Raw genomic sequence first — 25,846 nt, 5'->3', positions numbered from 1 at the left:
TGCAGCGGCGTTCTGCGCATTCTGTATCCGAGCGGAACGTGGCGTGTGCGCTGCGCCTGCAAGGTGCCGTGCCTTGGGTCGCAGCCTCCACACCGTGATGGCCGAGGCGGTAGAACGCATTCCCGCTCTCGGGTACCGACGTCGGGAGCCAGTCGTCCACGGTGGATCTGGCGAACTTGGCCCAGGGGCCGTCCGGCTCGACGAGGGAGCCGGCATACGCCTCGGCCCACAGGCGCAGCAGCGGGCGGTGCTCGTCGGCGGCGAGCCACGTCCACACCTGCTCGGCTGCCGGAACCAGGCCGACCGGGCGGTCGCGCTGACGGAGGTGCGCCACAAGCGCCAGCTTGCTTCATCCGGCCGCTTCCACTACTGCCGGTGAAGCCGCGTGAGGGCGTGTTCGGTCAGGCGGTGTCGGCCGTGGCCTCGCCGACGAGGCCGCGTACGGCCTCCAGCGCCGCCGCCCGGTCCTCGGGCACCAGCCCGATGCGGGTGCGGCGGTCGAGCAGGTCGGCCTCGTCGAGGGCGCCCTCGTGGCGCAGCGCCCAGAGCAGCTCGGCCCCGGTGACGGGGTGGTGCGGCAGGACCCGCTCGCCGAGCCGGGGGTCCCGGTCGGCGAGGGCCTGGACGGCGGGTGCCTCCGTGCCGTGGCTCCGCACCAGGCGGCGCGGCGCCCGCAGCGCGGCCAGGACGTGCGGGGCGGCGGCGCCGACCAGCGGCAGCGCGGCGGTGGGGGACGGCCCGGCGCCCAGGCGGCGGGCGGCGACGGCGGCGTCCACGGCGTCCTCGGCCATGCGCCGGTACGTGGTCAGCTTGCCGCCGACCACGGTGATCACGCCCTCCGACGAGGTGAGCACGGCGTGCCGGCGAGAGACGTCCGCGGTGCGGGGCCCGCCGCCGGGCCGGCCGGCGGACGTGGCGTCCAGCAGGGGGCGCAGGCCGGCGAAGGCGCCCACCACGTCCTCGCGGCGGACCGGCACGTCCAGCACGGAGCCGAGCACGTCCAGCAGGAAGCCGACGTCCGTCTCGGGTACCTCGGGCACGTCCGGGATGTCCCCCTCCACGGGCTCGTCGGTCAGCCCGACGTACACGCGGCCGTCGCCCTGGGGCAGGACGAGGACGAAGCGGTTGGTCTCCCCGGGAACCGGCACGTGCAGGCCGGCGGGGAGCGGGCCGAGCCGGTCGGAGCGCAGGACCAGGTGGGTGCCGCGGGAGGGGCGGACCCGGATGCCGTCGACCAGGTGGCCGGCCCACACACCGGAGGCGTTGATCACCGCGCGGGCACGGATCACGCCCTCCTCGCCGGTGAGCTCGTCGCGTATCCGGGCGCCGGACGAGGTCAGCTCCAGGGCCCTCACCCGGGTCAGTATCCGGGCACCGCGCGCGGCGGCGGTGCGGGCCAGCGCGGTCACCAGACGGGCGTCGTCGGTGAGCCGGCCGTCCCAGGACAGCAGCCCGCCGCGCAGCCGGTCGGAGCGCAGTACCGGCGCGAGGTGGCGGGTCTCCACGGCGGAGAGCCGGCGCGGCGCGGGCAGCGTGGCCCGGGCGGTGCGCGCCGCCAGCCGCAGAGCGTCGCCGGCCCGGAACCCGGCCCACGCCAGCGCGGTCTGACCACGGGAGACCATGGGCGTCAGCGGCAGCACGAACGGCTGGGCGCGCACCAGGTGCGGAGCGGTGCGCTCCATCAGCACGCCGCGCTCCACCGCGCTTTCGTGGGCGACGTCGAGCTGGGCGGAGGCGAGGTAGCGCAGGCCGCCGTGGATGAGCTTGGAGCTCCAGCGGGAGGTGCCGAAGGCCAGGTCGTGCGCGTCCACGGCGACCACGCTCAGACCGCGGGCCGCGGCGTCCAGGGCGGCTCCGGCGCCCGTCGCGCCGAGCCCGACGACCAGGACGTCCACGACCGGACCGCCCGCCGCACAGGTGAGCTCGCGCGAGCGCCGCGCGGCGGACAGGGAGGCCCCGGCGGCGGGGCTGCTGCTGGTCGGGCTCATGGCGTGAGGGTCCTCTCCAGGACGGTGCGCAGCTCCGCGAGGAAGGCCGCGGGGGTGAGCTCGGCGTCGTCCTCCTCGGTCATGGTCCGCAGCGACAGCGCGAAGGACTGGACGATCAGCAGCACGGAGCGTGCCTGCCGCTCCGTGTGGGCCGGGCGCACCGACCCGTCGGCGTGTCCCTCGGCGAGCGAGTCGGACAGCAGCCCCAGCAGGGCCTCCTGGCTCGCGCCGCGCCGGTCGAGGACGTAGGGCAGGAGCAGCTCGGGATCGACGTCGACGATCTTGCGGAAGAGCGGATGGGCGCGGAACGCCTCCACCCCGCTCACCAGTCCCTCGACGATGCGCGGGCGCGTGGCGACCCCCGGCCCGGGCCCGGGGACGGCGCCGGTGGCCACCGCGATCCACTCCCGGGTCATCAGGTCGCCGACCAGGGACCGTACGTCCGGATAGCGCCGGTACAGCGTCATCCGGGAGACGCCGGCGCGGCGGGCGACGTCGGTCATCGTCGTCCGGCGGACCCCGACGGCCAGTACGCAGTCGCGCACGGCGTCCAGCACCGCGTCATTGTCCGACGTGTTCGGTCGGCCCGAGTCATTGTGACGATTAGGCGTCATGTGTAACAGTGTAACGCCCCTGAGGCCGTGCGGACGTCATCCCGACGGCATCCCCCAACCGACCGTGAGGACGACAGGCCATGGACATGCTGTGGAACGGCTGGGGCGACCCGGCCCGCGCGACGCCGCTGCCCGACACGGTGACCGGGCTGCTGCGCGAACTGCTCGGCGTCAAGCCCCACGCCGCCGCCGCCGTCCCGCTGAAGGAGATCGGAGTACCCGAGTCACCGCTGGACGACGCTGCCCGCCGCGCGCTGGAGGCCGCCGTCGGTGACCGCGCGGACGGCGTGCGTACGGACGTGGAGACCCGGATACGCCACACCCGCGGCAAGTCCACCCCCGACCTGCTGCGGATGCGGACCGGCGACACCGCCGACGCCCCGGCCGCCGTCGTCCTCCCGGACAGCCACGACGAGGTGCTCGCCGTACTGGCGGCCTGCACCGAACACGGTCTCGCCCTCGTCCCCTTCGGCGGCGGCACCTCCGTCGTCGGCGGCCTCGCCCCCGGACGCGAAGGCGCCTTCGTCGCCCTCGACCTGCGCCGCATGAACCGCCTGCTCGACCTCGACGAGCTCTCCCGCACCGCCACCCTGCAACCCGGCCTGCGCGCCCCCGAGGCCGAGGCGCTCCTCGCCGGGCACGGCTACACGCTCGGCCACTTCCCCCAGTCCTACGAGTGGGCCACCATCGGCGGCTTCGCCGCGACCCGCTCCAGCGGACAGGCCTCCGCCGGCTACGGACGCTTCGACGAGATGGTCCTCGGCCTCACCCTCGCCACCCCCCGGGGCACCCTCGACACGGGCCGCGCCCCGCGTTCGGCGGCCGGCCCCGACCTGCGCCAGCTCGTCCTGGGTTCCGAGGGCGCCTTCGGCGTCATCACCTCCGTCACCGTGCGCGTGCGGCCCGTGCCGGAGGTCCGCCGCTACGAAGGCTGGCGCTTCGCCTCCTTCGCCCAGGGCGCCGCGGCGCTGCGCCGGCTCGCCCAGGACGGCCCCCGCCCCACGGTGCTGCGGCTGTCCGACGAGACGGAGACGCTGATCGGCCTCGCCCGGCCCGACGCCATCGGAGCCTCCCCCGAGCGGCAGGACGCCGGATGCCTGGCGGTCGTCGGCTTCGAGGGGACCGAGGAGGACACCGCGCACCGCCGCGAGGGCGCCGCCGCCGTACTGCGCGCGAGCGGCGGCATCTTCGCCGGCGAGGAACCCGGGGAACGCTGGGCCCACGGCCGCTACTCGGCGCCGTACCTGCGCGACTCCCTGCTCGACGCCGGGGCGTTCGCCGAGACGCTGGAGACGGCGACCTACTGGTCCCGCGTCCCCGCGCTGTACACGGCCGTCCGCGACGCGCTCACCGGCACCCTCACCCAGGCCGGCACCCCGCCGCTGGTCATGTGCCACATCTCGCACGTCTACGAGAACGGAGCCTCCCTGTACTTCACGGTCGTCTCGGCCCAGGGCGACGACGCCGTCGCGCACTGGACCCGGGCCAAGCACGCCGCCAACGAGGCGATCCTCGCCGCGGGCGGCACCATCACCCACCACCACGGGGTCGGCACCGACCACCGCGACTGGTACGTCCGGGAGGCGGGTCACCTCGGCGTCGAGGCACTGCGCGCGGTCAAGCGGAACCTGGACCCCGCCGGACTCCTCAGCCCCGGCGTCCTGCTGCCCGAGGGCTGAACCCAGGGGACCGGCGTTCCCGGCGCCCCGCCGACCGGGGCGTCCCCGCCCCGTGAGACAACAGTCCGGCACCACCCGTCAGCCCGGAGGCACATCGATGCGACAGTTCACCGCAGTCGTCAACCCCACCGCCGGCGGCGCCACCTCGGCCGCCGCGCTGCTCGGGGTGGCCCGGCTGCTGCGGGAGGCGGGAGCCGAGCTGGAGACCGAGTACAGCCGCAGCCTCGCCCACGCCCGGGAGATCGCCCGGCAGGCCGGGGCACGGGGCCGGGTGGTGCTCGCCGTCGGCGGCGACGGCATGGCCGGAGGAATCGGCGGCGCCCTCAGCGGCACCGGCGCCCTGCTCGGTCTCGTCCCGGCCGGCCGGGGCAACGACTTCGCCCGCGCGCTGGAGCTGCCCACCGAGCCCGCCGCCCTCGCGGAGCTGCTGCTGCGGGGCGAGCCGCGCCCCGTCGACACCATCGAGGTCACCTCGGCCGTCCACGACCGCACCGTCGTCCTCGGCAGCGTCTACGCCGGGGTCGACGCGCTCGCCAACCACCACGCCAACAACGGGCGCCTGCTGCGCGGCACGGCCTCCTACTACGCCGGCGCGCTGCGTGCGATCACCACCTGGCGCGCGACGCGCTACCGCGTCACCGTCGACGGCGATCAGCACGCGTTCACCGGCTACACCGCCGTGGCCGCGAACTCCGGCTACTACGGCTCCAACCGTCTCATCGCACCCGCCGCCCGGGTGGACGACGGCCTGCTGGAGGTCGTGATGATCCACCACGCGCCGCGGCGGCTGTTCTTCGCGCTGATGAACGAGCTGGGGACGGGCGCCCACGTCCACCGGCCCCAAGTGCGCGTCCTGCGGGGCCGGGAGGTCCGCATCGAGGCGGACCGGGCCATACCCTACGGCGCCGATGGCGAGGTCGAGGCCGTCGTCCCCGTCACGGCGAGAGTGCTCCCCGGGGCGCTGCGCGTCCTGTGCCGGACACCCGACTGAGCACGCCGCCGGGCCGGCCACCGACATCGGCGACCGGCCCGGCGGGTACGCGGATCAGCCGCGGGGCGTGGTGAAGCGTTCCCACACCCGGTGGGCGCCCATCAGCTCCGTGACCTGCTCCAGGGCCGCGGTCCCGGACGCCGCGACGACCACGCCGGCGGCGTCGGTGGGCACGCCCGACGCGTCGAGCGCGGCCTCGCCGCCCGCCCAGACGCCGATCGCCTTGCCGTGCCGGTACGCCTCCGACACCAGCAGGCTCACCCGCGGGTCGATCGTCCCCGGCCGTGCGGGCGGCGGAGTGGCCTTGTAGTCCCGCGGAGTGTAGGCGTCGCCGCCCATGTCGGGCGTCCCCGCCACCAGGACGGCGTCGAACTCGACGGACCGTGCGGTGACGTAGCTGCGCTGGACCGTCAGCGCCCCGTCGCCCGAGCCGATGGTGCCGCCGGTCGGCGCCACGACCAGCGGCACCATCCCGGCGTTCAGCACCGCCTCCCGTACGGCCGTCACACCCTCCAGGTCCGCCCCGCCGGTGACGATGCCGACGACCCGGCCGTCGAGGGGCCAGATCCGGCCGACCTGGGACAGCGCCGGGCTGGGCTCGACGTCGGCCAGGGGCACGGTCGGCTGCGGGGCGGGCAGGCCGAGGCCCTCGGCGACGCCCGCGCACAGCTCCGGGTCGATGTTGGCCAGGACCTGAAGTGTCCGTTCCCTGACGGCCTGTTCGTAGCACTTGCCCAGCTCGAAGGTGTAGGCGCCGATGATGTGCTCGCGCTCCACCGGGCTCATGCTCAGCCAGAAGCGGCGGGGCTGGCTGAAGTGGTCCGCGAACGACTCCGGCGCCTGACGCACCTTGGTCGACTCCGGGACCCGGACCGGCGCCTCGACGAAGGCACCCATGTCCGCCCCGGCGGTGAACGGGCAGCCGCCGTCGAGGGAGTTGGGCCGGTAGGGTGCCACGCCCCGGTGCACGGCCGTCTGGTGCATGCCGTCGCGCAGCATGTCGTTGACCGGAGCCTGGGGGCGGTTGATGGGCAGCTGCGGGAAGTTGGGACCGCCCAGGCGCGTGATCTGGGTGTCCAGGTACGAGAACAGCCGGCCCGCGAGCAGCGGGTCGTCGGTGACGTCGATGCCCGGGACGAGGTGGCCGACGTGGAAGGCGATCTGCTCGGTCTCGGCGAAGAAGTTCGACGGGTTCCGGTTCAGGGTCAGCAGCCCGACCGGCTGCACCGGGGCGAGTTCCTCGGGCACGAGGTTCGTCGGGTCCAGCAGGTCGATGCCCTCGAAGGTCTGCTCCGGGTTGTCGGGGAAGGTCTGGATGCCCAGCTCCCACTGCGGGTACGCGCCCGCCTCGATCGCGTCGGCGAGGTCCCGGCGGTGGAAGTCCGGGTCGATGCCGTTGATCATCTGGGCCTCGTCCCACACCAGGGAGTGCACGCCCAGCTTGGGCTTCCAGTGGAACTTGACCAGCGTCGTGGCGCCCTCGGCGTTCACCAGCCGGAAGGTGTGGACGCCGAAGCCCTCCATCATCCGGTAGGAGCGGGGGATGCCGCGGTCGCCCATGAAGAAGATGGTGTGGTGGGTCGCCTCGGTGTGCAGTGAGACGAAGTCCCAGAAGGTGTCGTGCGCGCTCTGCGCCTGCGGGATCTCCCGGTCGGGATGCGGCTTCGCGGCGTGCACGACGTCCGGGAACTTGATGGCGTCCTGGATGAAGAAGACCGGGATGTTGTTGCCGACCAGGTCGAAGACGCCCTCACTGGTGTAGAACTTCGTCGCGAAACCGCGGGTGTCCCGCACCGTGTCCGACGACCCCCGCGAGCCGACCACCGTGGAGAACCGCGTGAACACCGGCGTCTCCACGTCCGCGGCGAGGAACCCGGCCTTGGTCACGGAGGCCGCCGTGCCGTAGCTCTGGAAGACCCCGTGCGCGCCCGCGCCCCGGGCGTGCACCACGCGCTCCGGGATGCGCTCGTGGTCGAAGTGCATGACCTTCTCGCGCAGGTGATGGTCCTGCAGCAGCACGGGTCCGCGCGGCCCGGCCTTCAGCGAGTGGTCCGTGTCGTACAGCCGGGTGCCCTGGGCGTTCGTCAGGTAGCTGCCGGACTGCGCCACCCGGGCCTGGTCGGCTCCCGTGGGCTGACCGGTCGGCGACACGGTGTCCGGACCGCTCTGGTCCGGCTTCGGGGGCAGCGGCTCCCGGGGCTCCGTGGGCTCGGCGACCGGGGGCGACTCGGGACCGGGCTTGCCGGGAATCCCGTCCGCCGGTCCGCCACCGTCGCCCTGCAGGCTCTCGGTGACCTTGTGGGCTACCCGCTTGAGGGGGTTGGCCTCGCTCATCAGCCTCTTCTCCGTTCTGCGCGGGCCGCTGCACGCGGCCGGTCGTGGTCGAGTACCGACTGTCGTGGTGGGCCGTGACCGCGTACCCAGCGTTCGGGACTCAAGGCATGGGCGCCGGGGAACGGAGGCGGCCGGCTCGGGTGACGGTCTCCCCGTCGTGGGTGCCGCCCGGGCGACGTGCCGCGCGGGAGGCCGTCCCCTCGCCGTCCGCCGGGACGACGACCGCTGCGACTCCCCGGCCGCACCCGGTCGCAGGCACGTCGCCCGGAAGGTGCGGGGCGCGGGGCACGGCGGCCTTGGCCGGAGCGGCGCACGGCACCGAGACGGCCAGGGCCGCGATCACGACCCACGACGACTGGCGCATGGAGGAGCTCCTTCTCACCGGTGCCGTACCAGCGTCGCCGGGCCAAAGGCGGGGCGCCACCGGAGGCGTGCGCACGGGGGAGGGCCCCGACCGGGGTGCCGGTCGGGGCCCTCGAAGGCCACGGCTCGCGCGGCGACGCGGCCCACCGCGTGCGCGGACCACGGCTCGCGCCGGGACGCCCTACCCCACCGCGTGCGTCACCGCCACCGGTCCGAACGAGACCCGCGTGCGTCCACCGCCGTCCGCCCAGACCACCTCGACGCCTGCATCACCGGCCACGACCGCCGTGACCGCCTCCGCGAGCGGACCGGGGCCCGGTTCACCGCTGAGCGCGGCCAGGCAGACGTGCAGGGAGGTGCCGCCCGCGTCGCCGGACAGCCGGGGCAGCTCGGCCCACGGCGCGTAGGCGGTGCCCTGCGGGGCGCGGACGGTCTCCGGCTCGGGGCGCCAGCCGTGCAGACCGTGCAGCGCCGAGACCAGGGGCTCCTCCGGGCCGGTGGCCCAACCGGTGTGCGTGAGGCGTGCGCCGGCCGGCGCCCCGACCACCCGGTGCACCCGCAGCTCGTACGGCCCCCGGGCCACCGTCACGCTCTCCACCCGCAACCCCGGCACCATCGGCGGCCCGCCGGCGAAGGCGGGCCGGTGCCAGGACGCCGCCCAGCCCCAGCCGTCGCCCTGCCCCGCGCCGAGGGGGTGGACGCGACGCCGCACACTGCGTCGGCCGTTCACCTCCACCGACAGGTGGTTGTCGGCGACGTTCCCGGGCGCCGTGGGGCCGGTCCGGGTCGAGTAGGCCTGCCGCCCGTAGTGCGGGTCGTCCTCGGCGGCCGACTCGCCCTCGTGGGGCCGGACATGGTCGCTGCCGTGGTTGTGCAGCCGTACGATCCCGTCCCCGCTCGTCGCCTGCACCAGCAGTCCGGGTGCGGACAGGGCCAGCACCCGGTCGGCCTCCTCCACCGGCGCGGCCTGCTCCGTGGCCGTCCACAACGGGTGGCCGGCGGGGGCGAGGAGCGACACGAACGCCTTGGACGCCCAGTAGGGGGAGGCCGGGCCGGAGTACGGCTGCAGGGTGGCCTCGTGCGGGCCGTGCCAGCCCAGGCTCAGCAGCCCGTCGTCGGTCAGCGCGCCGCGCCGCAGGAAGTAGCGCAGACTGCCGCTCGCCAGCCGCCGTGAGGCACCCGGCGCCAGCGGCGTGTGCCCGGTCACCGCGCCCAGCCCCACCGCGGCGGAGGCGGCGAAACGGTACGACAACGAGCGGCCGTAGTGCAGCGGCGCTCCGTCCGCGCCGAACATCAGCGCGAAGCCCTCGAGGTGTGTGCGCAGCCGGTCGCCGTACCGGGCGGCCTGCGCGGTGTCGCCGCAGAGGTGGGCGTCGAGCACCGGGTACAGGTGCAGCGCCCAGCCGTTGTAGTGGTCGAAGGCGCGTCCGTCGCCGTCGGCGTACCAGCCCTCGCCCCGGTACCAGCCCTCCATCAGCTCCAGGGCCCGCTCCCGTGCCGCCGCCGTCCCGGCGTCGCCGCGGCCGACCGACTCCAGGAACCCGGCGACCGTGTACGGGAACAGGTACCAGTTGTTCGGCGCCGGGACGTGCCGCAGCGCCCCGCGCAGCCACTCCTCCACCCGGTCCTGGACACCGGGGTCGAGGTGCTTCCACAGCCACGGCGCGGTGAGCCGCAGCCCGAGCGCGACCGACGCCGACTCGACCATGGGCTGGCCCTGGACGTCGTGGTCGAGGATCAGCGGCCAGGACTCGGTGTCGTCGCGACCGGGGGAGCGGGTGCCCGAGGCCAGGCCCCGCGCGTAGCGGTCCAGCCAGCCGTGCGGGTCGTCGCCGTCGGCGCCCGCGACGCGGAAGGCCGCCGCGAGGAACGTCCGGGCGAAGCCCTCCAGTCCGTCGGAGCGCACGCCCGAGCGGGAGGGGCGCCCCGGCAGGTCGAGCAGGGCGCAGCCGGGGGTGCTCCAGCGCCACGCGGCCCACAGGAGCCCGTCGGCGACGGCCTCCCAGTGTGCCCGGGTGTAGCCGGTGTACGGGCTCAGCGCACGGTCCTCGGTGGGCAGTTCGAACGGGATGCTCATGCCAGGAACGCCAGCCTTTCGCGTCGTACGGGATGGAGGAAGCCGGCACCGGAAGCCCAGCGGGTCGTCTCGGCGAGCGCGAGGTCCGCCAGGCGGCGCCACTCGTTGCCCTCGGAGCCGGCGAGGTGCGGGGTGATCAGCGCGTTCTCGCAGTCCCACAGCGGGTGGTCCGGCGGCAGCACCTCGGGGTCGGTGACGTCCAGCACCGCCCGGATCCGGCCCGCCAGGACCGCGTCGGTGAGCGCCTCCTGCTCGATGACCGCACCGCGCGAGGTGTTGATGAGCACCGCGTCGGCCGGCATCGCGTCGATCAGTGAACGGCCGACCAGACGGCGGGTCGTGGGCAGCAGCGGGGTGTGGACGCTGACGGTGTCGCAGCGGGCGAACAGCTCCGGCAGCTCGACGCGTTCGACGCCCAGTTCGGCGGCGTCCGCGTCGCTCACGTACGGGTCGTGCAGCAGGACGTCGATGTCGTGCGGCCTCAGCAGCTCGACGACCCGCCGGCCGATCAGCGACGCCGACAGGATGCCGACCGTGCGGCGGTGGTTGCCGATGCTGCGCGGGGTGCGCAGCCAGTTGCCGCGGGTCCGGGAGACCTGGAAGTCGCGGGCGCGTTCCAGTACCCGCTTGCCGGTCAGCAGGATCATCCCGAGCGTGTACTCGGCCACCGGCAGGGCGTTGGCCGCGGCGGCCGAGGAGACCTCGACACCCCGCTCCCAGCACGCGTCGGTGACGTGCCCGCGGACGCTGCCCGCCGTGTGCACCACGGCCCGCAGCCGCGGCGCCGCCCGCAGCACCCGGGCGTCCAGCGGCGGGCAGCCCCAGCCGGTGATCAGCAGGTCGACGTCCGCCAGTACGGATCCGGCCCGCGGTGTGGTCAGGTCGTCCAGCACCGGGAACGGTGCCAGGTCGCAGACCCGGCGGAACGCGCCGAGCGACTGCGGGTCGAGGACGGCAGAGGCGGCGTCCGGGGACATGGCCACGGCGGCACGGGGCCGGAAGCCGGGTCCTGGGGCGTGCGGGGTCACTTGACGGCTCCGGCGGTCAGGCCGCTGCGCCAGAAACGCTGGAGCAGCACGAAGGCGAGGATGAGCGGCAGTACGGCGAGCAGCGAACCCATGATCACCACGGGGTAGTACTCCGGCGAGACGGACGCCGAACTGTTCCACTGGTACAGGCCGAGACTGACGGGATACAGGTCCTGGTCGGACAGCATCACCATGGGCAGGAAGAAGTTGTTCCAGATGGCGGTCAACTGGAAGAGGAAGACGGTGATCAGGCCGGGGCCCAGCATCCTGAGCGCCACCCGGGCGTACGTGGTCAGCTCGCCCGCCCCGTCGACCCGCGCCGCCTCCAGCACCTCGTCGGGCACGTAGCCCCGCGCGAAGATACGGCCGAGGTAGACGCCGAACGGGTTGAACAGCACCGGGATGAACACCGCCCAGAAGGTGTTGACCAGGCCGGCCTCCGACGCCATCAGGTACAGCGGCAGCGCGAGGACCGTCTGCGGCACCATGACCGCCGCCAGTACCAGGCCGAACAGCTTCTCCTTGTGCCGGAAGCTGTACTTGTCGAAGGCGTAGCCGCAGGCGACGCTCACCAGCGCGCCGACGGCCGCGCCCAGCACGGCGTACAGCAGGCTGTTGACGTACCAGCGGCCGTACAGTCCGCCGTCCATGGCGAACAGGTCCCGGAGGTTCTGTGCGAAGGAGAAGTCGCTCAGGGACAGCAGGTCGCTGCTGAACAGCGCGTCCCGGTCCTTCGAGGCGGCCAGTACCAGCCACAGGACGGGCAGCAGTGTGTACAGGACGGAGATCGCGACGACCACGTTGACCGTCGCACGGCCCAGCATCTTCGGGCGGAGCAGGGAGCTGTCGGTGGCGCTCATCGGGCCTCCTCGGCGTCGGCGCGGCCGGTGAAGCGGGTGACGCCGTAGGACAGGGCGATGGTGCAGACGAGCAGGACGACCGAGGCGGCGGCCGCGAGGCTGTAGTTGTTGCGGGTGAAGGCCGCGTCGTAGATGTACATGCTCGGTGAGAACCGGGAGCTGATCATGGGGGAGGACTGGCTGAGCAGCATCGGCTCCGTGAAGAGCTGGAGCGCCCAGATCAGGGTGAAGATGGCGACCATGACGATCGAGGCCCGCACCAGCGGCGTCTTCACCTGGAGCGCCGTGCGCACCGGCCCGGCGCCGTCCACTACGGACGCCTCGATCACCTCGCGGGGCACGGCCTGCAGGGCGGCGTAGAAGACCACCATGTTGTAGCCGAGGTTGCTCCACAGGGCGATGTTCACGATGGACGGGACCACCGTGTGTACACCGAGGAAGTCGATCGTGATGTCGCCCTGGGCGAACAGTTCGATGACCGGACTGATACCGGGCGTGTACAGGTACAGCCAGATCAGCGCGGCGATGATGCCGGGCACCGCGTGCGGCAGGAACAGCCCGAGCTGGGCGAAGGCGCGCAGCCGGACCACGCCGGAGTCCAGCAGCAGGGCCAGGGCGAGCGCGCCGACGACCATCAGCGGGATGTAGATCAGGCAGTACAGGGCGACCGTGCCGAGCCCGCCGAGGAAGGTCGGGTCGGTGAGCACGGCGGCGTACGAGCGCAGTCCGACGAAGACCGTGCGCTCGGGGCCGAACCCGAGGCCGGGCTGGTCGTCGCTGTAGAAACTGAGGTAGACGGCCGTGCCGACGGGGATCAGGAAGACGGTGACCAGCAGGGCGAAGAACGGCGTCATGAGGACGCCGGCGGCGGTCAGCTGCCGGCGCTTCGCCGCTCTGCGGGCGCGCAGGCCGGACACGGAGGACACCGGGGCGGTGGCGCGGGACGCGCCGGCCGGCACCCGGGGCCGGGTGGTCGTGGTCATGGGTGTCACCTGCCTTTCGTCGGCTCAGGTGCTGTGCTGGGTGGTGGACAGGCCGAGGGCCTTGAGGTCGGGCATGGTGCCCTCCTGCGCTGTGCGCAGGGACTCGACGAGGGAGCCCTGGCCGGCGCCGACGCGGGCGAAGGAGTCCTGCATGACCTTCTGGGTGGCGCTCATCCGCGGACCCCACACCCACTGCTCGCCGATCTTCTCGGCCTCCTGCTCGAACAGGGTGTAGACGTCCTGTCCGCCGTAGTACGACCGGTCGAAGGCGTCGCGGCCCACGGAGACCAGGCCGGGAGCGGCCGGGTACTGGCTGCTGGTGCCGCTGGAGAGGCGGGCGCGCAGGGCGTCGGGGTGGGAGACCTGCCACTCGATGAACTCCATGGCGGCTTCGGGGTGCCGGCTGTCCTTGGTCACCGCGAAGGTCGACCCGCCGTGGGTGCCGGCGGACGGGCCGTCGGTGTCCCACTGCGGCAGCGGCGCGATCCGCCACTGGCCCTTCTGCCCCGGCCGTGCGTTCATCTGCGCGCCGGCGTCCCAGGCGCCGCTCAGCCGGGTCAGGACCAGGCCGTTGCCGATCTGCGCGTCGGACTGCCTGCTCTCGACGGCGTTCATGAAGACGTCGTCCCGGTCGATGAGCTGTTGCCAGTAGTCCGCGACCCGCCGGGAGGGCGCGTCGGCGAGGGAGACGTTCCAGGCGCCGCGCGAGGTGTCGAACCAACGGGCGCCCGCCTGCCAGGCGTACGCGGCGAACTGCGTCATCCCGTCGCTGGGGAACAGCACCAGCCGCCGGTCGGGCGCCTTGCGGTGCACGGTCGCGGCCTGTTCGGCGAACTCGTCCCAGGTGCGTGCCGCCTTCAGTCCGTGATGGTCGAACAGGTCGGCTCGGTAGTGCATGACCATGGGCTCGACGTCGAGCGGCACGCTGAACACCCGGCCCTCGAAGGTGGTCAGTCCGAGCGCCTGCGGCAGCAGCTTGCGGCGCAGGCCGTCGCCGACCAGGTCGGTGATGTCGCGGGCGACGCCGTCGATGGCGTACCCCGGCACCTGCGGATACTCGATGGTGGCGACGTCGGGCGCGTTCCCGGCCCGGGCGGCGTTGCTGAGCTTGGCGTAGCCGCCCTGCCCTCCGGAGGGGATCTGCTGGAACTCCACCTGGATGTTCCGGTGCGTGCGGTTGAACGCGTCGACCACCTCCTGGCTGCCGCGCAGCGCGGACCAGAAGGTGATGCGCGTGGTGGTGCCCGTACGGGCCGACGATGCGCCGTTCCCCCCGCTGCAGGCGCTCACGGCTCCTGTCAGGGGTACGGCGGCCATCGCGGCGAGCACGGACCGACGGCTGGGTCGTCCGGGCATGGCGCCTCCCGCGGCTCCTGCGGGTCCGCGTGGGTGCGGACCCGACTGTTCGGGACACGGGAATCCTGAACGCCCTGACTCAAACGGTCAATAGATCGATCAGAAGAAAATAAAACGCTCAAACGATCAGAGCCATCCGACTTTGTTCAGGCTTCGTTCATGCGGCTCGTCGATCCCCGCACCATCAGTCGCGGCAGCAGCTCGACGCGCCGGCCGGGCCGGCTGCCGGGCGTCTCGGACAGCCGTTGGAGCAGCAGCTCCGCGGCCATGCGGCCGACCTCGGTCTTCGGTGGCGACACGGCCGTCAGCGGCGGCGAGCCGAGCCCGGCCACGACGTCGTCGTACGCCACGACCGAGCAGTCCTCCGGCACGCGTACCGCTTCCTCCGCCAACCGCTGGACGATCATGAGCGCGTCCACGTCGCCGTGCAGCACCATGGCCGTCGCGCCCACCTTGCGCATCAGTGCCGGCAACTCGGCCGTCTCGTCCGCCGAGTACGGCCCGTCACCCCCGGCCTCCGGTGCGACAAGCGTCCACGCCCACTGCTCCACCAGGGGATGCGCCTCGGCGATCTCGGCGAAGGCGGCACGCAGCGAGCGCGCGGTGGGGCTGTCGTGGCGCGTGGCGAACACGACGCGCCGGTGACCGAGCCCCACCAGGTGCTCCACGGCCAGATGCGCGCCGTACCAGTGGTCCGAGCAGACCGAGTCCAGGGCGTGCAGCGCGCTGCCGCGCCACGGGCGGCGCTCCATCAGCACCGTCGGCACCCCGAGCGCCGCGAGCCACTCGTGGTCGGCCTCCTCCTCGGCCCGGCCGCGCCAGCGGGGGGCGATCAGCAGTCCGTGCGCCCCGTCCGCCAACGCCCGCTCCACCAGTGGACGTTCGGTGCCCGGCGCCTGGGGCGCGAGGTGCAGGGCCATGCGCACGCCGGCCTCCTCCAGGACCGTGCGGGCGCCGTGCATGGCCTCGTTGAGGTACGAGTGCCGCACCGGGACCACCACGGCCACCCGGTCGCCGCCCGCCGCGGCCGCGTCGGCGGGCTCCACCTCGGCGGGCGCCTCCGCGGCGGGCAGGGTGGAACGGACGACACCGTGGCCGCGCCGCAACCGCCCCTCCCGCGTCAGCTCCTCCACGTCACGGCGCACCGTCACCACGGAGACCTGCAACTCGTCGGCGAGATCGCGCACCCGCGCGGTACCGCGCGCCTGGACCGCCGCCAGAATCCGCTGGCGCCTGAGATCGACCGGCTCCCGCATCAGCGCTCCCCACCCGAGAATGTTCGTTTGAGCGATTGCCGTCATCATAGCGATCGCTCGTCCCGGGTGTGCGCCGCCTTCCGGCCCGGCGTGCGGCCCCTACGGTTCCGGGTCCGCGAGGAGCGGTCCCAGCGGCCCCAGATCGAGGTTGAGGTCGCCGCGGCTCAGGCCGTGCTGCGCGCACAGGTCGTCCATACGCTCGTCGAGCAGCATGAGTGCCGTGCCGAGCCGGTCCTCCTGCTCCGTGCTCAGCGTGCCCTCGTCGAAGCGGCGCACGGCCTGGCGTTCCATGAGCTGCCGCAGCAGCTCCACGACGGTCAGGACCAGAGCGGCCAGGTCGTTGGTGACCCGCTCGGGGTCCAGGTCGAGGGCGTGCGCCCGGGGCGCGGTCACAGCGGTCCGCTGTCCGGCCAGGGGGCGGGCATCCGCTCGTTCACCGACGACAGCAGGGCGTGCAGCGAGATCCGCACCAGCGGCACGTCGGCGATGGCCAGGACCAGGTCCCCGCTGACGACGACACCGGTCGCCAGCACCCGGTCCAGGAGGTCGACCAGCGGCACCCCGATCGGTGCGTACGGCTCCGGACCGCCCCAGGGCACGGGCGCCGGGCCCGGCGTGCGGGTGTCCGGGGCGGTCATGTGCGGACCTCCTGTCCGGTGCGGTCCTCTTCCGTGCGGTGCTCATGCGTGCGGCCCGGTCCGGTGGGGTCGGGTCCCGTGCGGCCAGGTCCGGCGCGGTCGGGACCGGCCCTGCCCGGTCCGATGGGGTCGGCTTCCGTGCGGTCGGGTTCCGTGGCGTCCGGGTCCTCGTCCCAGCGGGCGAAGGAGTACGGGATCCACGGGCCCGAGGCACTGACCTCCACGGCCGGATACCGGCCGTCGGCGGCGAGCCGGGCCAGGGCGCGGGTGAAGACGGTGCGCTCCGCGTCCTCCACCAGGTAGGCGGCATTGAGCAGTTGCGGGGCGCGCCGGCCCGTCAACCGCTCGCTCTGCGGGCGGTGCCGCGTCGCGGCCACGGCGTACCGCCGCAGCTCCGCGTCGACGGCGTCCGCCTCGGCCAGGGCCCTCCCGTGCGCGTCCTGCCGGTCACGCCGACGCGCGCTGGCCCGGCTGAGGTAGGCGCGTCCCCCGGCACCGGCGACGACGCCGGACCCGGAAGCGGCGGACGCACCGGCACCGGCGGCGTCCTTCGCGCCCTCGGAGGCGTGCACCTTCACCGCCCATTCCGTACGCCCCCCGAGGCGGTCGAGCAGCGTGCCCAGCACCGCCTCCCGGGAGACGATGGCCTGCTCCGCGTTCCGGTCGCCGCGGTACAGGGTCGCCATCGGCAGCGGCACGACGGGCCCCCGCCCGGCCGCGGCCTCGACGCCCCGGTGATGGGCACGGGCGCAGCGTTCCAGATCGTCGGGCCGGCCCAGCCGCTCCGCCAGTGCCTCCTCGTCGAACAGCGCCGCGGGGACGTCCTGCACGACCAGGCACAGTCCTCCCGCGCGCAGCACACGCAGCCGGCCGCCCTCCTCGTGGCCGGTCACCGCGGCCAGCGTGGCGACGTCCGGCGGGGTGCGGGTGACAGCGAACGCGCAGACGAAGCCGGGTTCCGCCGGCCCGGCCGTGGGCGCGCTCACCGGGCGGCTCCCGCAGTCTCCTCGCCGACCCCCTCCAAGGCGTCGAGCCGGGCCCGCAGGTGCGCGTTCTCCTCGGCGAGCGCGTCCCTCGCGGCCCGGGTCGACAGCGCGGGGTCGGTCTCCCACCAGTCGATGCCGGCCTTCTTCGCGGTGTCCACCGAGGCGATGAACAGCCGCAGCCGGATGGTGAGCAGTTCGATGTCGAGCAGGTCGATCTTGATGTCGCCGGCGATGACGATGCCCTTGTCGAGGACCCGTTCGAGCAGGTCGGCGAGGTTGCCGGTGACGGGCGCGTAGGGCTGCGTGTCCGGGCCCGCGTACCGGTGGTCGACGTCCGTCACCGCGTACTCCCCACGGGGTCAGCGATCCGGGCGGACACGTTCGTCGTCCTCGTCGTCGTACTCGTACTCGTCTTCATGGTCCTCGTCCTCGTCGTCGTACTCACCTTCCTCGTCCTCTGCGTCCTCCTTCGCACCGTCGCCGTGCTCCTCGTCCTCGTCCCCGTACTCGTCCTCGTAGTCGGCGGCGCCGGTGTTCTCCTCCTCCAGCGCCTCCTCGTGGCTCTTGACGACCTCGCCTTCGCGGATCTCTCCGCGCCAGCCCTCCACTTCCTCGTCGCCCGTCAGGGTCACGTGCCGTGCGAAGTGCTTCAGGTCCAGCCGCAGCCGGCGGCCCTGGGCGCGCCAGAGGTTGCCGGTCTTCTCGAAGAAGCCCGCCGGGTAGTACTCGACGACGACGACCACCCGGGTCAGCCGGGGCGCCAGTTCGTGGAAGGTGACCGCGCCGCTCGTGCTGCCCTTGGCGCCCTCGGAGGTCCAGACGATCCGTTCGTCGGGGACCTGTTCCTGGACGGTCGCCTTCCAACTGCGGCTCGAGGGACCGACTTTGACGTTCCAGTTCGACGTCACCTCGTCGTCGGTGCTGACGCTGCGGACGCCCTTGGTGAAGCCGCTGAAGTCCTGGAGCCGCGTCCACTGGTCGTAGACGGTGCGCAGGGGGACGCCGATGTCGACGGTCTCCATGATGTGCGTCGCCTTGACGCTGCCGCCGCCTGCCCCGCCCCGCGCGCCACCGCGGTCCTTGGCACCACGGTCGTCGGCGGACTCGGTCAGCCGTTCCGTCAGTCCGCCGATCCGTTCCCCCGCCTTGCCCACGAGGCTGTGCCCCGTGGCGGCGAGGTATCCGCCGAGCGCGTCCTTGAGGTCGCCGAGGGGGGAGGGCGCCCCGTTCTCCTGCCGGGTGGGGGTCATCGGCGCACACCTCCGCGCCTACCGCCGGAACCCGTGGTCCTCTTCGCCGTACGCCGGGGCGGCGCGGGGGCGGGATCGCGGTCCTCCCTCCGCTCCTCGTCGTCGAAGTAGGCGTCCTCGTCCGGAGTGCCGCCGTAGCCGCGGCCGTGGTCACGGCCGCCGTCGCGGTCGGGCTTGTGGCCGCCGTCGCGCTCGTGCGAGCCGTCCCCGTCCTCCCACCCGCCCGCGCCCGTGAGGGCGTCGGTGCGGTCGCGGAGTGTGTCCGCGAGACCGGTGAGCCTGCGGTTCGCCGCGGCCGTGACGGCCGCACGTCCGGCGGTCAGCAGCTCGCCGCGCACCTGGTCCGTCAGTTCCTGGAACTGCGGGGTCTGCCGGAGGCCGGCCAGGCCCTGGGTCAGCACTCGGCCGGGGGCCGGAGCGATGCGCCGGCCCACGAGGTAGGAGCCGACCACGAACGCCAGTCTGGCCTTCTTGGTACGGCCCAGGAGGTATCCGCCCGCCACGGCCGCCGCCATGGCAGCCTTGCTGTCGTTCATACGTGCCTTCTCTGCGCTGGATTCGTGGTTGTCGTGCGGCCGACGGGCCGGGACGGGCGTTCGAGGAGGGTGAGCAGGCGCTCCTCCTCCCGCTCGAAGGCCGCCTCGTCGATGACGCCCTCGTCCAGAGCCCGGTTGAGCGCGGCCAGACGCGCCTGGACGGCACGCGGGTCGTGGGTCTGGCGCCGGGCCTCCTGGAGCAGGTGGTCGGCGATCCACGCCGTGCCGCGCACCGGGGCGAGGGGCAGCAGCAGGAGACCGCTCAGGATGCCCACCGTGTCACCGCCCGGCCGGCGCGGGAGACGGGTCGACGAAGCTGTAACAGGGCAGGGGCCCGGTCACGCTGAGCGCCAGCCGGTCCCCGTACTCGAGGGCCCGCGCCTCCACCGCCTGCCGGAACCGCCGCTCGTCGGTGGAGCGCAGCAGGAAGGACGCGCTCAGCACGCACTCGTCGTCGGTCGGACCCTGCACCGTGCGCACGGCGAGCGGGGTCAGGCGGTCGAGGACGTCGCGGGCCGCTCGCCGTGCCTCGCGGCGGACACCGCGGGCGAGCACCTCACCGAGGCGGACGTTGGCCTCGTAGTCCGGCCGGCGTCGCGTCCGCAGGGCCAGATCCCGCAGGCTCTCGTCCCGGCGCACCAGTTCGGCGAAGTGGCCGGGCACGACCGCTCCCTTGACGTTGAACTCGACGCAACCCCGCACGTCGTCGAGCTGTCGTGTCAAGTGTGCCGAGTCGGACCGAAGCTGGGAGAGCAGGACGTCCGTTCGGGGACTGAGGACCGCGAACCGCATGGGCAGCAGCGGCCCCTGTGCCGCCAGTTCGTCCAGTACGGCCTGATGGGCGAGGAGGTCGCGGCGCCGGGGCCTCAGCCGTGCCGGGGCGGCCGACACCGCCGCGCACAGGCCGGACCCGGTCAGCAGCCGTACCGGGGCGCCGTCGACCCCCAGGGAACGGGGGGCACGGACACCGGCGGGGGTGATGCCGTAGACGTACAGGGCCTTCGGAGGGGCGGTGGTGGTCGTGGCGGTGGCCGGCGCGGTCATTCGTCCTCCGTCTCCGTGCGCCGGCGGGGCCGGCTGCGCGGGCGGTCGTCCTCGTCACGGGTGCGTGCGGCAGGCCGGCTGCGCGGCCGTTGCGGGTCCCGGGCGCGTTCCGTGCGCTCGCGGGTGTGCTCGCGCTCGCGGGGGAGGACTCCCTCGTCCTGGGCCTCCTCCTCGGGCGTGAGGATGTCCCGCACCTTGTCGCTCAGGGAGCGCGCCGTCCGCTTGGCGCCCGCCCTGCCTATGGTCTTGGCGACCGGGCTGCCGAACATCTCGGGAACGGTCTTGGAGCGCACGTCGTGCTCCAGGTCCAGGCGGTTGCAGGCCTCGGCGAACCGCAGGTACGTGTCGACGCTCGCGACCACGATGCGGGCGTCCACCTTGAGGATCTCGATGCCGACCAGGGAGACGCGTACGAAGACGTCGATCACCATGCCGCGGTCGAGGATGAGTTCCAGGACGTCGTAGAGGGTTCCGGCGCGGGGCGCGCAGACGACCTCGTCGTCGTAGGTGATCATGCGGTGGTCCTTCCGGGTGCGGGCCTCGCGGCACGGTCACTGGTCCTGGGCACCGCGCCGGTAGCGGGCGACCCTGCGGTACTGGAGCAGGTCGCCCGCCGGGTCCAGCTCGACCTCGTAGGTGGCGAGCAGACTGGTGGTGTCGGGGATGCGTGCCACCTCCAGCACGTCCACGCTGACGATCCAGCCGTCGTCCTCGCTGCGGCTCACCGCACAGACCCCCTCCAGGCGATGCCGGATCAGCTCGGACAGGGCGTCCGCGGCGCGCTGGGCGGCGTCCCGGGCACCCCGCACGGCACGCTCGCGCGTGGTCGTGGAAGTCGTGCCGCGCCGCCGTTCGCCAGGTTCTGTCATGCTGCCCACTCTGGCCGCGGAATCCGGTCCGCGCGTGTGCAGTTACCCCATCCGGGGCTGCGACGCCTGCCCGCCCGCGGGTGTCAGGCGCCCGGCGCGGTGGCGGCCCGGCGCCGGCAGTGCAGGAAGATGTGCGGTTCCGGCCGCGCGTCCGGGTGGGCCGGGGTGAACAGCGTCGCCTCCTGCGCCAGCACCTCCAGGCCGGCCTCCTCGGCCACGGCGGTGAGGCCCTGCGCGGTGAAGCTGGTCACGCGTACCGGCAAGCCCATGAAGGTGGCGTCGACGCCCTCCACGTCCAGCGGCACGGTGGCCAGGACCAGCCAGCCCCCCGGCTTCAGCACCCGCACCAGGTGCCGGACCAGGTCCGCCTGCTCCCGCCGGTCCAGCTGGAGCAGCGAGAAGTACACGCAGACCGCGTCGAACGAGCCGTCGGCGAGCGGTACGTCACGGACGTCGGCGCACTGGAACGTCGCGGCCGGTACCTGCCGCGTCGCCAGATCCACCATGACGGGGGAGACGTCGACGCCAAGCACGTCGTGCCCGGCCCCCGCCAGGGTCTCGGCGGTGGGCCGGCCCGTGCCGCTGCCCACGTCCAGCACCCGGCTGCCCGGCGCGAGCCGCTCGAGCAGCCACTCCAGCGAGCGCCGGTGCGTGCTCGAGCCGGCGAACGCCTTCTCGTACTCGACGCCCAGCGCGTCGAACACGGCGGCGGCCGGCGGCCGTTGCTGCTCGTCGGTCACGACGGTCCCCTCGTCTGGTGGCGGGCCGGAACCGCGAGCATCGTTGCACCGTGAAGGGGCGCCGACAAGGGGCCCTTCGGGCGACGCGACGGGCCCTCGTCCGCCGTCCTGCCCGCCTTCGTCCCGCCGGCCCCCGTCCTGCGCGCCGCCGTCCTCGGGCCAGTACGTCAACCTGCTCCGCGCCCGCCGTACCCCGCGAGAGCCGGGACCCGCGGCCGGTACTCCCGGCAGGCGTGAGGCCGGACGCTCACCCTCCGCGGATCCGGGCGCCGTCCAGAGCCAGATCCACCAGCCTCCGCACGAGCGCGTCGTCCAGCGGCGCCCGGCTCAGCAGCGCACGGACGAACAGCGGGCCGCTGACGGCCTCGATCAGCAGCCCGGCATCGGTGCCGGCGGCCAGCTCGCCCCGCTCGACACCGCGCCGGACCATCAGCACGGCGCGGTCGAGGCGCTCGCTCCAGTAGGGGCCGCGCCGGTCCTCCAGGGTGTCGTCGTGCTCGACGCTCAGCCGCAGCAGTGCCTCGCCCTGAGGGGTGCCGAGCAGCCGGGCCAGGACGGTGAAGAAGGCCAGCAGGTCCTCCCGGACGAGCCCGGTGTCCGGGACCGGCAGCGCGGTGTCCAGCTCCGTGGTCAGCGCGTCGAGGATCAGGCTCTCGCGGGTGCCCCAGCGGCGGTAGAGGGACGTCTCGTGCACCCCGGCGGCGCGGGCGACGGCGCCGACGGTCGTGCCCGCGAGACCCTGGCCGGACAGCAGGTCCATCGTGGCGGCGAGCACGGCCCGCCGCATCCGCTCCCCACGGCGGCGCAGGGGCGGGGCGACGGGATCCGGAGAGGTCATCGGCCCAGCCTAAAGCAGTCCGTCCTGCGTTGGGTGTACCGTTAACGCAAGACGGCCTGCGATGGACCGCTGGGGGTCCTCCGGGGTCGCCGCCGCACCGAGGAGGTCCCGTCATGGCGCAGATGCTCGCCGCCCGCCTGCACGTCCCGAGCCGCACCCTGCGGTTGGAAGAGGTGCCCCGCCCGCAGCCGGGCCCGGGCGAGGTACTGATCAAGGTCGAGGCGGCCGGCGTGTGCCTGTCCGACGTACACCTCATCGACGGCACCCTCACCCCGCTGCTGCTCCAGGGCGACACGGTCACCCTCGGCCACGAGGTCTCAGGAACCGTCGCCGAGGCCGGCCCGGGCGTCATCGCCTGGTCGCCCGGGCAGCGGGTCGTGCTCCACGCCGGCGAGGTGCGCGACGGCGTCACCTACACCCGCGGCGTCGACTACGACGGCGGCTGGGCCGAGTACGCCCTGTCCGCCGCCGACGCCCTGACCCTGCTGCCCGACGCCGTCCCCTTCGACCAGGGCGCGATCATCCCCGACGCCGTGTCCACGCCGTGGGGCGCGATCACCGAGACCGGTGCCGTCCGCCCCGCCGAGGCGGTCGGTGTGTGGGGCGTCGGCGGGCTCGGTGTGCACGCCGTGCAGCTGCTGCGGGCCATCGGCGCCTGCCCGGTCGTGGCCGTCGACCCCAGCCCCGTCGCCCGCGAACGCGCCCTGGCGGCCGGAGCCGATCTCGCCCTGGACTCCGCCGACCCGGATCTGCGCCGGACCGTCCGCTCGGCCACCGGCGGAGCGGGCCTCGCCGCGGCCTTCGACTTCGCGGGCGTGCCGCCCGTCCGGGAACAGGCGGTCTCCGTCCTCGCGCCCAAGGGGCGGCTCGTCCTGGCGGGCCTGACCGACAAGCCGCTCACCATCACCGACGGGACCCGCTTCAGCTACCTCCAGCAGCGGATCCTCGGCCACTACGGCTCCGACATGCCGGTGGCGCTGCCGCAGCTCATGCGGCTGATCCAGGGCGGACGACTGGACTTCTCCGGCTCCGTCAGCGGGGTGCTGCCGCTGGCCGAGGCCGCCCGGGCGGTCGCACGGCTGGAGAAGAAGGAGGGCGACCCCATCCGGCTGATCCTGCGTCCGTGAAGTGAGGGACTCCTGAGAATCCCCGAGGCGACTGAACATACCGGCCCCCGACTCCGTATGGAGCCGGGGGCATTTCATGTCCGAGTCCGCCACGACACAGGAGCACGCCTTGGGACACAACAGGCGCAGACGCCCGACCGGGACGCGCCGCGCGACCTTCGGGGCTTTCGCGCTGATACTGGGGGGCGGCGGCCTGATGGCCGTGAACGTGTTCGCCTCCGCCACCGAGGCCGGCGACACCGCCGTACCCCTGGGCAGTTCCGGTGTGGCGGCCACCGTCGACTGCCCCGACCTGAGCGAGCGGCTGACGGCGGTCCCGGAGCAGGCGAGGCCGGACGTCGGCACCGAACTCGCCCGGCTCGACGAGCAGATCGTCCATGCCTACCGGCAACTCCAGGAAGCCGCCCGCACCGCGGACGACGGCAAGCTCGACGAGGTCGCCATCCTCGATCCGTTGAGGAAGGAGCGGGCCCGGACGATCGAGCGCATCGCCGCCGCCATCGGCAAGGCCGGCGACCGCCCCGAGGGCCTGGACACTCTGGCCCCGTGCACGCTGCTCCGCACAGAGGTCGCCACGGCGGACGCGCCGAGCGGCAGCCCCGACCAGCGGCAACAGCGACAGCAGCAGGACGACGAGGGCGAAGGGCCCGCAAGCAGCGGGGACGGTGGGGACGACGGACAGCCCGGTGACGGGCAGCAGCAGCCCGGCAACGGTGGACAGGCGGGCAACGGGCCCGTGGCCGCCGACTACGTCGACATCAAAGGCGTCCAGCCGAACGTCGTGGGGACAGCACGGCAGAAGAACGCCTCGACCGGCTCCTTCGCCACCAGCTGCGGCGTCAACGCCGAGGGACTGTTCAACTCGGACAACCTGATCGCCGCCCCCGGCGTCAGCAACGGAGCCCACCACTTCCACGACTACGTCGGCAACCAGAACAACAACGCCTTCGCCGGCGACGAGGACCTGGCCGCCGCCGACACGAGCTGCGCCGACCAGGGCGACAGGTCCTCGTACTACTGGCCCGTGCTCCGGCTCCAGAACGGCACCGTCGAACAGGACGCCGGGTCACCCGGCGGCGGCATCGAGGGCAACGCCGGCGAGATCGTCACGCCCGCCGAGGTCACACTGACCTTCGAGGGCAACGAGCGCGCCAAGGTCACGGAGATGCCGCGTCTGCTGCGCGTCATCACCGGCGACGCGAAGGCGTTCGTCAACGGCAACACCAACGCGAACGCCTCCTGGAGCTGCACCGGTTTCGAGGACCGGCAGCTGAAGGACAAGTACCCGCTCTGTCCGTCCGGCAGTGACGTGGTGCGCACCTTCACCTTCCAGAGCTGCTGGGACGGCCGCAACACCGACAGCGCCAACCACCGCACCCACGTGGCCTTCGCCGCCGCCGACGGCAGCTGCCCCGACGGGTTCCGGGCCATCCCGCGACTGGTCCAGCGCGTCGTGTACGACGTGGACGCGCCCAGCCTCCAGGACGGGGGCAGGACCGTCCCGCTGTTCGCCGTGGACTCCTTCCCGGAGCAACTGCACAAGCCGGTCACGGACCACAGTGACTTCATCAACGTCTTCGACGAGGACCTGATGCGGGAGATGGCCGACTGCATCAACGGGGGCCGCGAGTGCGGTCCGGACACACCCCCGGGATCGGAGCCGGGCCAGGGCGAGGACCCGCAGGAGCAGCCGACCGGCAACCCCACGGAGGACCCGCAGGAGCACCCGACCGGGAACCCTGACGCCTCCGAGCCCCCGGCCGGGCAGACCGCCACCGCCTCGGCACCCGTGGACCCCGGGCAGGACGGCCGGGACGACGGAGAGAACGAAGGGAAGGGCGGAGGGAACGACGCCGGACAGAGCGACGGGGAGGCGCCCACGCCCCCAGTCCGGGAACAGGACGACGGCGCCTCCTCGAGCGCCGAGCCCAGGGCCGCCACGACACCGGCCGCCGACCTGCCGGACGACGCGAGTAGCGCCGCGCCCCTACCCGGGGCTGCGCAGGGAACGGGCGGTGGTGACGACGCCGCGGCCGGGCCGGCGACCGAGCCGCAGGCGACGCAGGGCGGTCTCGCGGAGACGGGTTCCGGTCTCGGCCTGTGGCCCGCGGCCGTCGGAGGCGTTCTCCTCGCCGGCGGCTGTGTGCTGCTGCTCCGCTCCAGGCGGCGTGCGCTGTGACACCGGCGTGATGCCGTCGTGATGACGGTCGGGCAGGCCCGGGCCCAGGCCCCGTCCGCCCGTCGTCACGACCGCATCGAACACGCCATCGCACGGCGGGAACTGGCGCA

26 protein-coding genes are annotated in these 25,846 nt (G+C 73.6%); 4 read left to right on the top strand and 22 right to left on the bottom strand.

Annotation, left to right across the window (positions count from 1 at the left end; translation table 11 throughout):
- Window positions 1–401 precede the first annotated feature (401 nt).
- Window positions 402–1,988, bottom strand: coding sequence for a glycerol-3-phosphate dehydrogenase/oxidase (locus ACH4F2_RS10715; RefSeq protein WP_398132337.1), 1,587 nt, complete (start codon window positions 1,986–1,988; stop codon window positions 402–404).
- Window positions 1,985–2,602 (bottom strand): TetR/AcrR family transcriptional regulator, encoded by a 618-nt coding sequence (locus ACH4F2_RS10710; RefSeq protein ID WP_398132336.1) that lies wholly within the window; start codon window positions 2,600–2,602, stop codon window positions 1,985–1,987. Before ACH4F2_RS10710 ends, ACH4F2_RS10715 begins: the two co-directional genes overlap by 4 nt.
- A gap of 80 nt (window positions 2,603–2,682) precedes the next feature.
- On the opposite strand from ACH4F2_RS10710, the gene ACH4F2_RS10705 reads away from it, so the two are divergent.
- Window positions 2,683–4,281, top strand: a complete 1,599-nt coding sequence (locus ACH4F2_RS10705; RefSeq protein WP_398132335.1) for an FAD-binding oxidoreductase — start codon at window positions 2,683–2,685, stop codon at window positions 4,279–4,281.
- 97 nt (window positions 4,282–4,378) lie between these two features.
- Window positions 4,379–5,272 carry a YegS/Rv2252/BmrU family lipid kinase gene (locus tag ACH4F2_RS10700; protein ID WP_398132334.1) on the top strand — a complete coding sequence of 298 codons (894 nt, stop codon included), beginning with the start codon at window positions 4,379–4,381 and terminating at the stop codon, window positions 5,270–5,272.
- Window positions 5,273–5,326: 54 nt separating this feature from the next.
- Here the strand turns inward: ACH4F2_RS10700 and ACH4F2_RS10695 are convergent, their stop codons facing one another.
- From ACH4F2_RS10695 to ACH4F2_RS10600, 20 genes are all read right to left on the bottom strand, one after another.
- Window positions 5,327–7,606 carry a catalase gene (locus tag ACH4F2_RS10695; RefSeq protein ID WP_398132333.1) on the bottom strand — a complete coding sequence of 760 codons (2,280 nt, stop codon included), beginning with the start codon at window positions 7,604–7,606 and terminating at the stop codon, window positions 5,327–5,329.
- 100 nt (window positions 7,607–7,706) lie between these two features.
- On the bottom strand, window positions 7,707–7,970 hold the full coding sequence (locus ACH4F2_RS10690; RefSeq protein ID WP_398132332.1) for a hypothetical protein: 264 nt from the start codon (window positions 7,968–7,970) through the stop codon (window positions 7,707–7,709).
- A gap of 180 nt (window positions 7,971–8,150) precedes the next feature.
- On the bottom strand, window positions 8,151–10,046 hold the full coding sequence (locus tag ACH4F2_RS10685; protein ID WP_398132331.1) for a DUF2264 domain-containing protein: 1,896 nt from the start codon (window positions 10,044–10,046) through the stop codon (window positions 8,151–8,153).
- Window positions 10,043–11,074 (bottom strand): hydroxyacid dehydrogenase, encoded by a 1,032-nt coding sequence (locus ACH4F2_RS10680; RefSeq protein ID WP_398132330.1) that lies wholly within the window; start codon window positions 11,072–11,074, stop codon window positions 10,043–10,045. Before ACH4F2_RS10680 ends, ACH4F2_RS10685 begins: the two co-directional genes overlap by 4 nt.
- A complete protein-coding gene (locus ACH4F2_RS10675; RefSeq protein WP_398132329.1) occupies window positions 11,071–11,934 on the bottom strand; it encodes a carbohydrate ABC transporter permease in 864 nt (287 codons plus the stop codon). Before ACH4F2_RS10675 ends, ACH4F2_RS10680 begins: the two co-directional genes overlap by 4 nt.
- Window positions 11,931–12,917 carry a carbohydrate ABC transporter permease gene (locus ACH4F2_RS10670; RefSeq protein ID WP_398132328.1) on the bottom strand — a complete coding sequence of 329 codons (987 nt, stop codon included), beginning with the start codon at window positions 12,915–12,917 and terminating at the stop codon, window positions 11,931–11,933. The genes ACH4F2_RS10675 and ACH4F2_RS10670 overlap by 4 nt, the downstream gene beginning before the upstream one ends.
- A 24-nt stretch (window positions 12,918–12,941) precedes the next feature.
- Entirely contained in the window at window positions 12,942–14,273 is a 1,332-nt protein-coding gene (locus ACH4F2_RS10665) for an extracellular solute-binding protein (protein ID WP_398132327.1), read from the bottom strand.
- A gap of 146 nt (window positions 14,274–14,419) precedes the next feature.
- Window positions 14,420–15,529: a substrate-binding domain-containing protein gene (locus ACH4F2_RS10660; RefSeq protein WP_398132326.1), complete on the bottom strand. Its 1,110-nt coding sequence runs from the start codon at window positions 15,527–15,529 to the stop codon at window positions 14,420–14,422.
- Between the two features lie 99 nt (window positions 15,530–15,628).
- Window positions 15,629–15,922, bottom strand: a complete 294-nt coding sequence (locus ACH4F2_RS10655) for a gas vesicle protein K (RefSeq protein WP_375919498.1) — start codon at window positions 15,920–15,922, stop codon at window positions 15,629–15,631.
- Window positions 15,919–16,167 carry a gas vesicle protein gene (locus ACH4F2_RS10650; RefSeq protein ID WP_398132325.1) on the bottom strand — a complete coding sequence of 83 codons (249 nt, stop codon included), beginning with the start codon at window positions 16,165–16,167 and terminating at the stop codon, window positions 15,919–15,921. Before ACH4F2_RS10650 ends, ACH4F2_RS10655 begins: the two co-directional genes overlap by 4 nt.
- Window positions 16,164–17,153: a GvpL/GvpF family gas vesicle protein gene (locus ACH4F2_RS10645; RefSeq protein ID WP_398132324.1), complete on the bottom strand. Its 990-nt coding sequence runs from the start codon at window positions 17,151–17,153 to the stop codon at window positions 16,164–16,166. The genes ACH4F2_RS10650 and ACH4F2_RS10645 overlap by 4 nt, the downstream gene beginning before the upstream one ends.
- Window positions 17,150–17,494, bottom strand: coding sequence for a gas vesicle protein (locus ACH4F2_RS10640; RefSeq protein ID WP_398132323.1), 345 nt, complete (start codon window positions 17,492–17,494; stop codon window positions 17,150–17,152). Before ACH4F2_RS10640 ends, ACH4F2_RS10645 begins: the two co-directional genes overlap by 4 nt.
- A gap of 18 nt (window positions 17,495–17,512) precedes the next feature.
- Window positions 17,513–18,403: an SRPBCC family protein gene (locus ACH4F2_RS10635; protein WP_398132322.1), complete on the bottom strand. Its 891-nt coding sequence runs from the start codon at window positions 18,401–18,403 to the stop codon at window positions 17,513–17,515.
- Entirely contained in the window at window positions 18,400–18,939 is a 540-nt protein-coding gene (locus ACH4F2_RS10630) for a hypothetical protein (RefSeq protein ID WP_398132321.1), read from the bottom strand. Before ACH4F2_RS10630 ends, ACH4F2_RS10635 begins: the two co-directional genes overlap by 4 nt.
- A complete protein-coding gene (locus ACH4F2_RS10625) occupies window positions 18,936–19,214 on the bottom strand; it encodes a gas vesicle protein GvpG (RefSeq protein WP_398132320.1) in 279 nt (92 codons plus the stop codon). The genes ACH4F2_RS10630 and ACH4F2_RS10625 overlap by 4 nt, the downstream gene beginning before the upstream one ends.
- Before the next feature lie 4 nt (window positions 19,215–19,218).
- Window positions 19,219–19,983 (bottom strand): GvpL/GvpF family gas vesicle protein, encoded by a 765-nt coding sequence (locus ACH4F2_RS10620; protein WP_398132319.1) that lies wholly within the window; start codon window positions 19,981–19,983, stop codon window positions 19,219–19,221.
- Window positions 19,980–20,498: a gas vesicle structural protein GvpA gene (locus ACH4F2_RS10615; RefSeq protein WP_398132318.1), complete on the bottom strand. Its 519-nt coding sequence runs from the start codon at window positions 20,496–20,498 to the stop codon at window positions 19,980–19,982. Before ACH4F2_RS10615 ends, ACH4F2_RS10620 begins: the two co-directional genes overlap by 4 nt.
- A gap of 36 nt (window positions 20,499–20,534) precedes the next feature.
- The gene (locus ACH4F2_RS10610; RefSeq protein WP_398132317.1) at window positions 20,535–20,852 is read right to left on the bottom strand and encodes a gas vesicle protein; all 318 of its coding nucleotides are present in this window, start codon (window positions 20,850–20,852) and stop codon (window positions 20,535–20,537) included.
- Window positions 20,853–20,935: 83 nt separating this feature from the next.
- On the bottom strand, window positions 20,936–21,592 hold the full coding sequence (locus tag ACH4F2_RS10605; RefSeq protein ID WP_398132316.1) for a class I SAM-dependent methyltransferase: 657 nt from the start codon (window positions 21,590–21,592) through the stop codon (window positions 20,936–20,938).
- 247 nt (window positions 21,593–21,839) lie between these two features.
- Window positions 21,840–22,430 (bottom strand): TetR/AcrR family transcriptional regulator, encoded by a 591-nt coding sequence (locus ACH4F2_RS10600; protein WP_398132315.1) that lies wholly within the window; start codon window positions 22,428–22,430, stop codon window positions 21,840–21,842.
- A gap of 113 nt (window positions 22,431–22,543) precedes the next feature.
- Between ACH4F2_RS10600 and ACH4F2_RS10595 the strand changes: the two genes are divergently transcribed.
- Together ACH4F2_RS10595 and ACH4F2_RS10590 are read left to right on the top strand one after the other, a co-directional pair.
- Window positions 22,544–23,557: a zinc-binding dehydrogenase gene (locus tag ACH4F2_RS10595; protein WP_398132314.1), complete on the top strand. Its 1,014-nt coding sequence runs from the start codon at window positions 22,544–22,546 to the stop codon at window positions 23,555–23,557.
- Between the two features lie 196 nt (window positions 23,558–23,753).
- Entirely contained in the window at window positions 23,754–25,736 is a 1,983-nt protein-coding gene (locus ACH4F2_RS10590; RefSeq protein ID WP_398132361.1) for a DUF1996 domain-containing protein, read from the top strand.
- Window positions 25,737–25,846 lie beyond the last annotated feature (110 nt).

Origin of the sequence: Streptomyces sp. NPDC017890 (genome assembly GCF_044328675.1) — a bacterium.
In the GTDB taxonomy this organism is placed as follows: domain Bacteria; phylum Actinomycetota; class Actinomycetes; order Streptomycetales; family Streptomycetaceae; genus Streptomyces.
The sequence above is the reverse complement of the archived record's forward strand: the minus strand, read 5'-3'. Positions and strand labels throughout refer to the sequence as shown.

What these genes read in the sequence shown, in the direction of transcription:
- ACH4F2_RS10715 (WP_398132337.1), bottom strand. Translation starts at nt 1,988, where the DNA reads ATGAGCCCGACCAGCAGCAGCCCCGCCGCCGGGGCCTCCCTGTCCGCC.
- ACH4F2_RS10710 (WP_398132336.1), bottom strand. Translation starts at nt 2,602, where the DNA reads ATGACGCCTAATCGTCACAATGACTCGGGCCGACCGAACACGTCGGAC.
- ACH4F2_RS10705 (WP_398132335.1), top strand. Translation starts at nt 2,683, where the DNA reads ATGGACATGCTGTGGAACGGCTGGGGCGACCCGGCCCGCGCGACGCCG.
- ACH4F2_RS10700 (WP_398132334.1), top strand. Translation starts at nt 4,379, where the DNA reads ATGCGACAGTTCACCGCAGTCGTCAACCCCACCGCCGGCGGCGCCACC.
- ACH4F2_RS10695 (WP_398132333.1), bottom strand. Translation starts at nt 7,606, where the DNA reads ATGAGCGAGGCCAACCCCCTCAAGCGGGTAGCCCACAAGGTCACCGAG.
- ACH4F2_RS10690 (WP_398132332.1), bottom strand. Translation starts at nt 7,970, where the DNA reads ATGCGCCAGTCGTCGTGGGTCGTGATCGCGGCCCTGGCCGTCTCGGTG.
- ACH4F2_RS10685 (WP_398132331.1), bottom strand. Translation starts at nt 10,046, where the DNA reads ATGAGCATCCCGTTCGAACTGCCCACCGAGGACCGTGCGCTGAGCCCG.
- ACH4F2_RS10675 (WP_398132329.1), bottom strand. Translation starts at nt 11,934, where the DNA reads ATGAGCGCCACCGACAGCTCCCTGCTCCGCCCGAAGATGCTGGGCCGT.
- ACH4F2_RS10670 (WP_398132328.1), bottom strand. Translation starts at nt 12,917, where the DNA reads ATGACCACGACCACCCGGCCCCGGGTGCCGGCCGGCGCGTCCCGCGCC.
- ACH4F2_RS10665 (WP_398132327.1), bottom strand. Translation starts at nt 14,273, where the DNA reads ATGCCCGGACGACCCAGCCGTCGGTCCGTGCTCGCCGCGATGGCCGCC.
- ACH4F2_RS10660 (WP_398132326.1), bottom strand. Translation starts at nt 15,529, where the DNA reads ATGCGGGAGCCGGTCGATCTCAGGCGCCAGCGGATTCTGGCGGCGGTC.
- ACH4F2_RS10650 (WP_398132325.1), bottom strand. Translation starts at nt 16,167, where the DNA reads ATGACCGCCCCGGACACCCGCACGCCGGGCCCGGCGCCCGTGCCCTGG.
- ACH4F2_RS10635 (WP_398132322.1), bottom strand. Translation starts at nt 18,403, where the DNA reads ATGACCCCCACCCGGCAGGAGAACGGGGCGCCCTCCCCCCTCGGCGAC.
- ACH4F2_RS10630 (WP_398132321.1), bottom strand. Translation starts at nt 18,939, where the DNA reads ATGAACGACAGCAAGGCTGCCATGGCGGCGGCCGTGGCGGGCGGATAC.
- ACH4F2_RS10620 (WP_398132319.1), bottom strand. Translation starts at nt 19,983, where the DNA reads ATGACCGCGCCGGCCACCGCCACGACCACCACCGCCCCTCCGAAGGCC.
- ACH4F2_RS10615 (WP_398132318.1), bottom strand. Translation starts at nt 20,498, where the DNA reads ATGATCACCTACGACGACGAGGTCGTCTGCGCGCCCCGCGCCGGAACC.
- ACH4F2_RS10610 (WP_398132317.1), bottom strand. Translation starts at nt 20,852, where the DNA reads ATGACAGAACCTGGCGAACGGCGGCGCGGCACGACTTCCACGACCACG.
- ACH4F2_RS10600 (WP_398132315.1), bottom strand. Translation starts at nt 22,430, where the DNA reads ATGACCTCTCCGGATCCCGTCGCCCCGCCCCTGCGCCGCCGTGGGGAG.
- ACH4F2_RS10595 (WP_398132314.1), top strand. Translation starts at nt 22,544, where the DNA reads ATGGCGCAGATGCTCGCCGCCCGCCTGCACGTCCCGAGCCGCACCCTG.
- ACH4F2_RS10590 (WP_398132361.1), top strand. Translation starts at nt 23,754, where the DNA reads ATGGCCGTGAACGTGTTCGCCTCCGCCACCGAGGCCGGCGACACCGCC.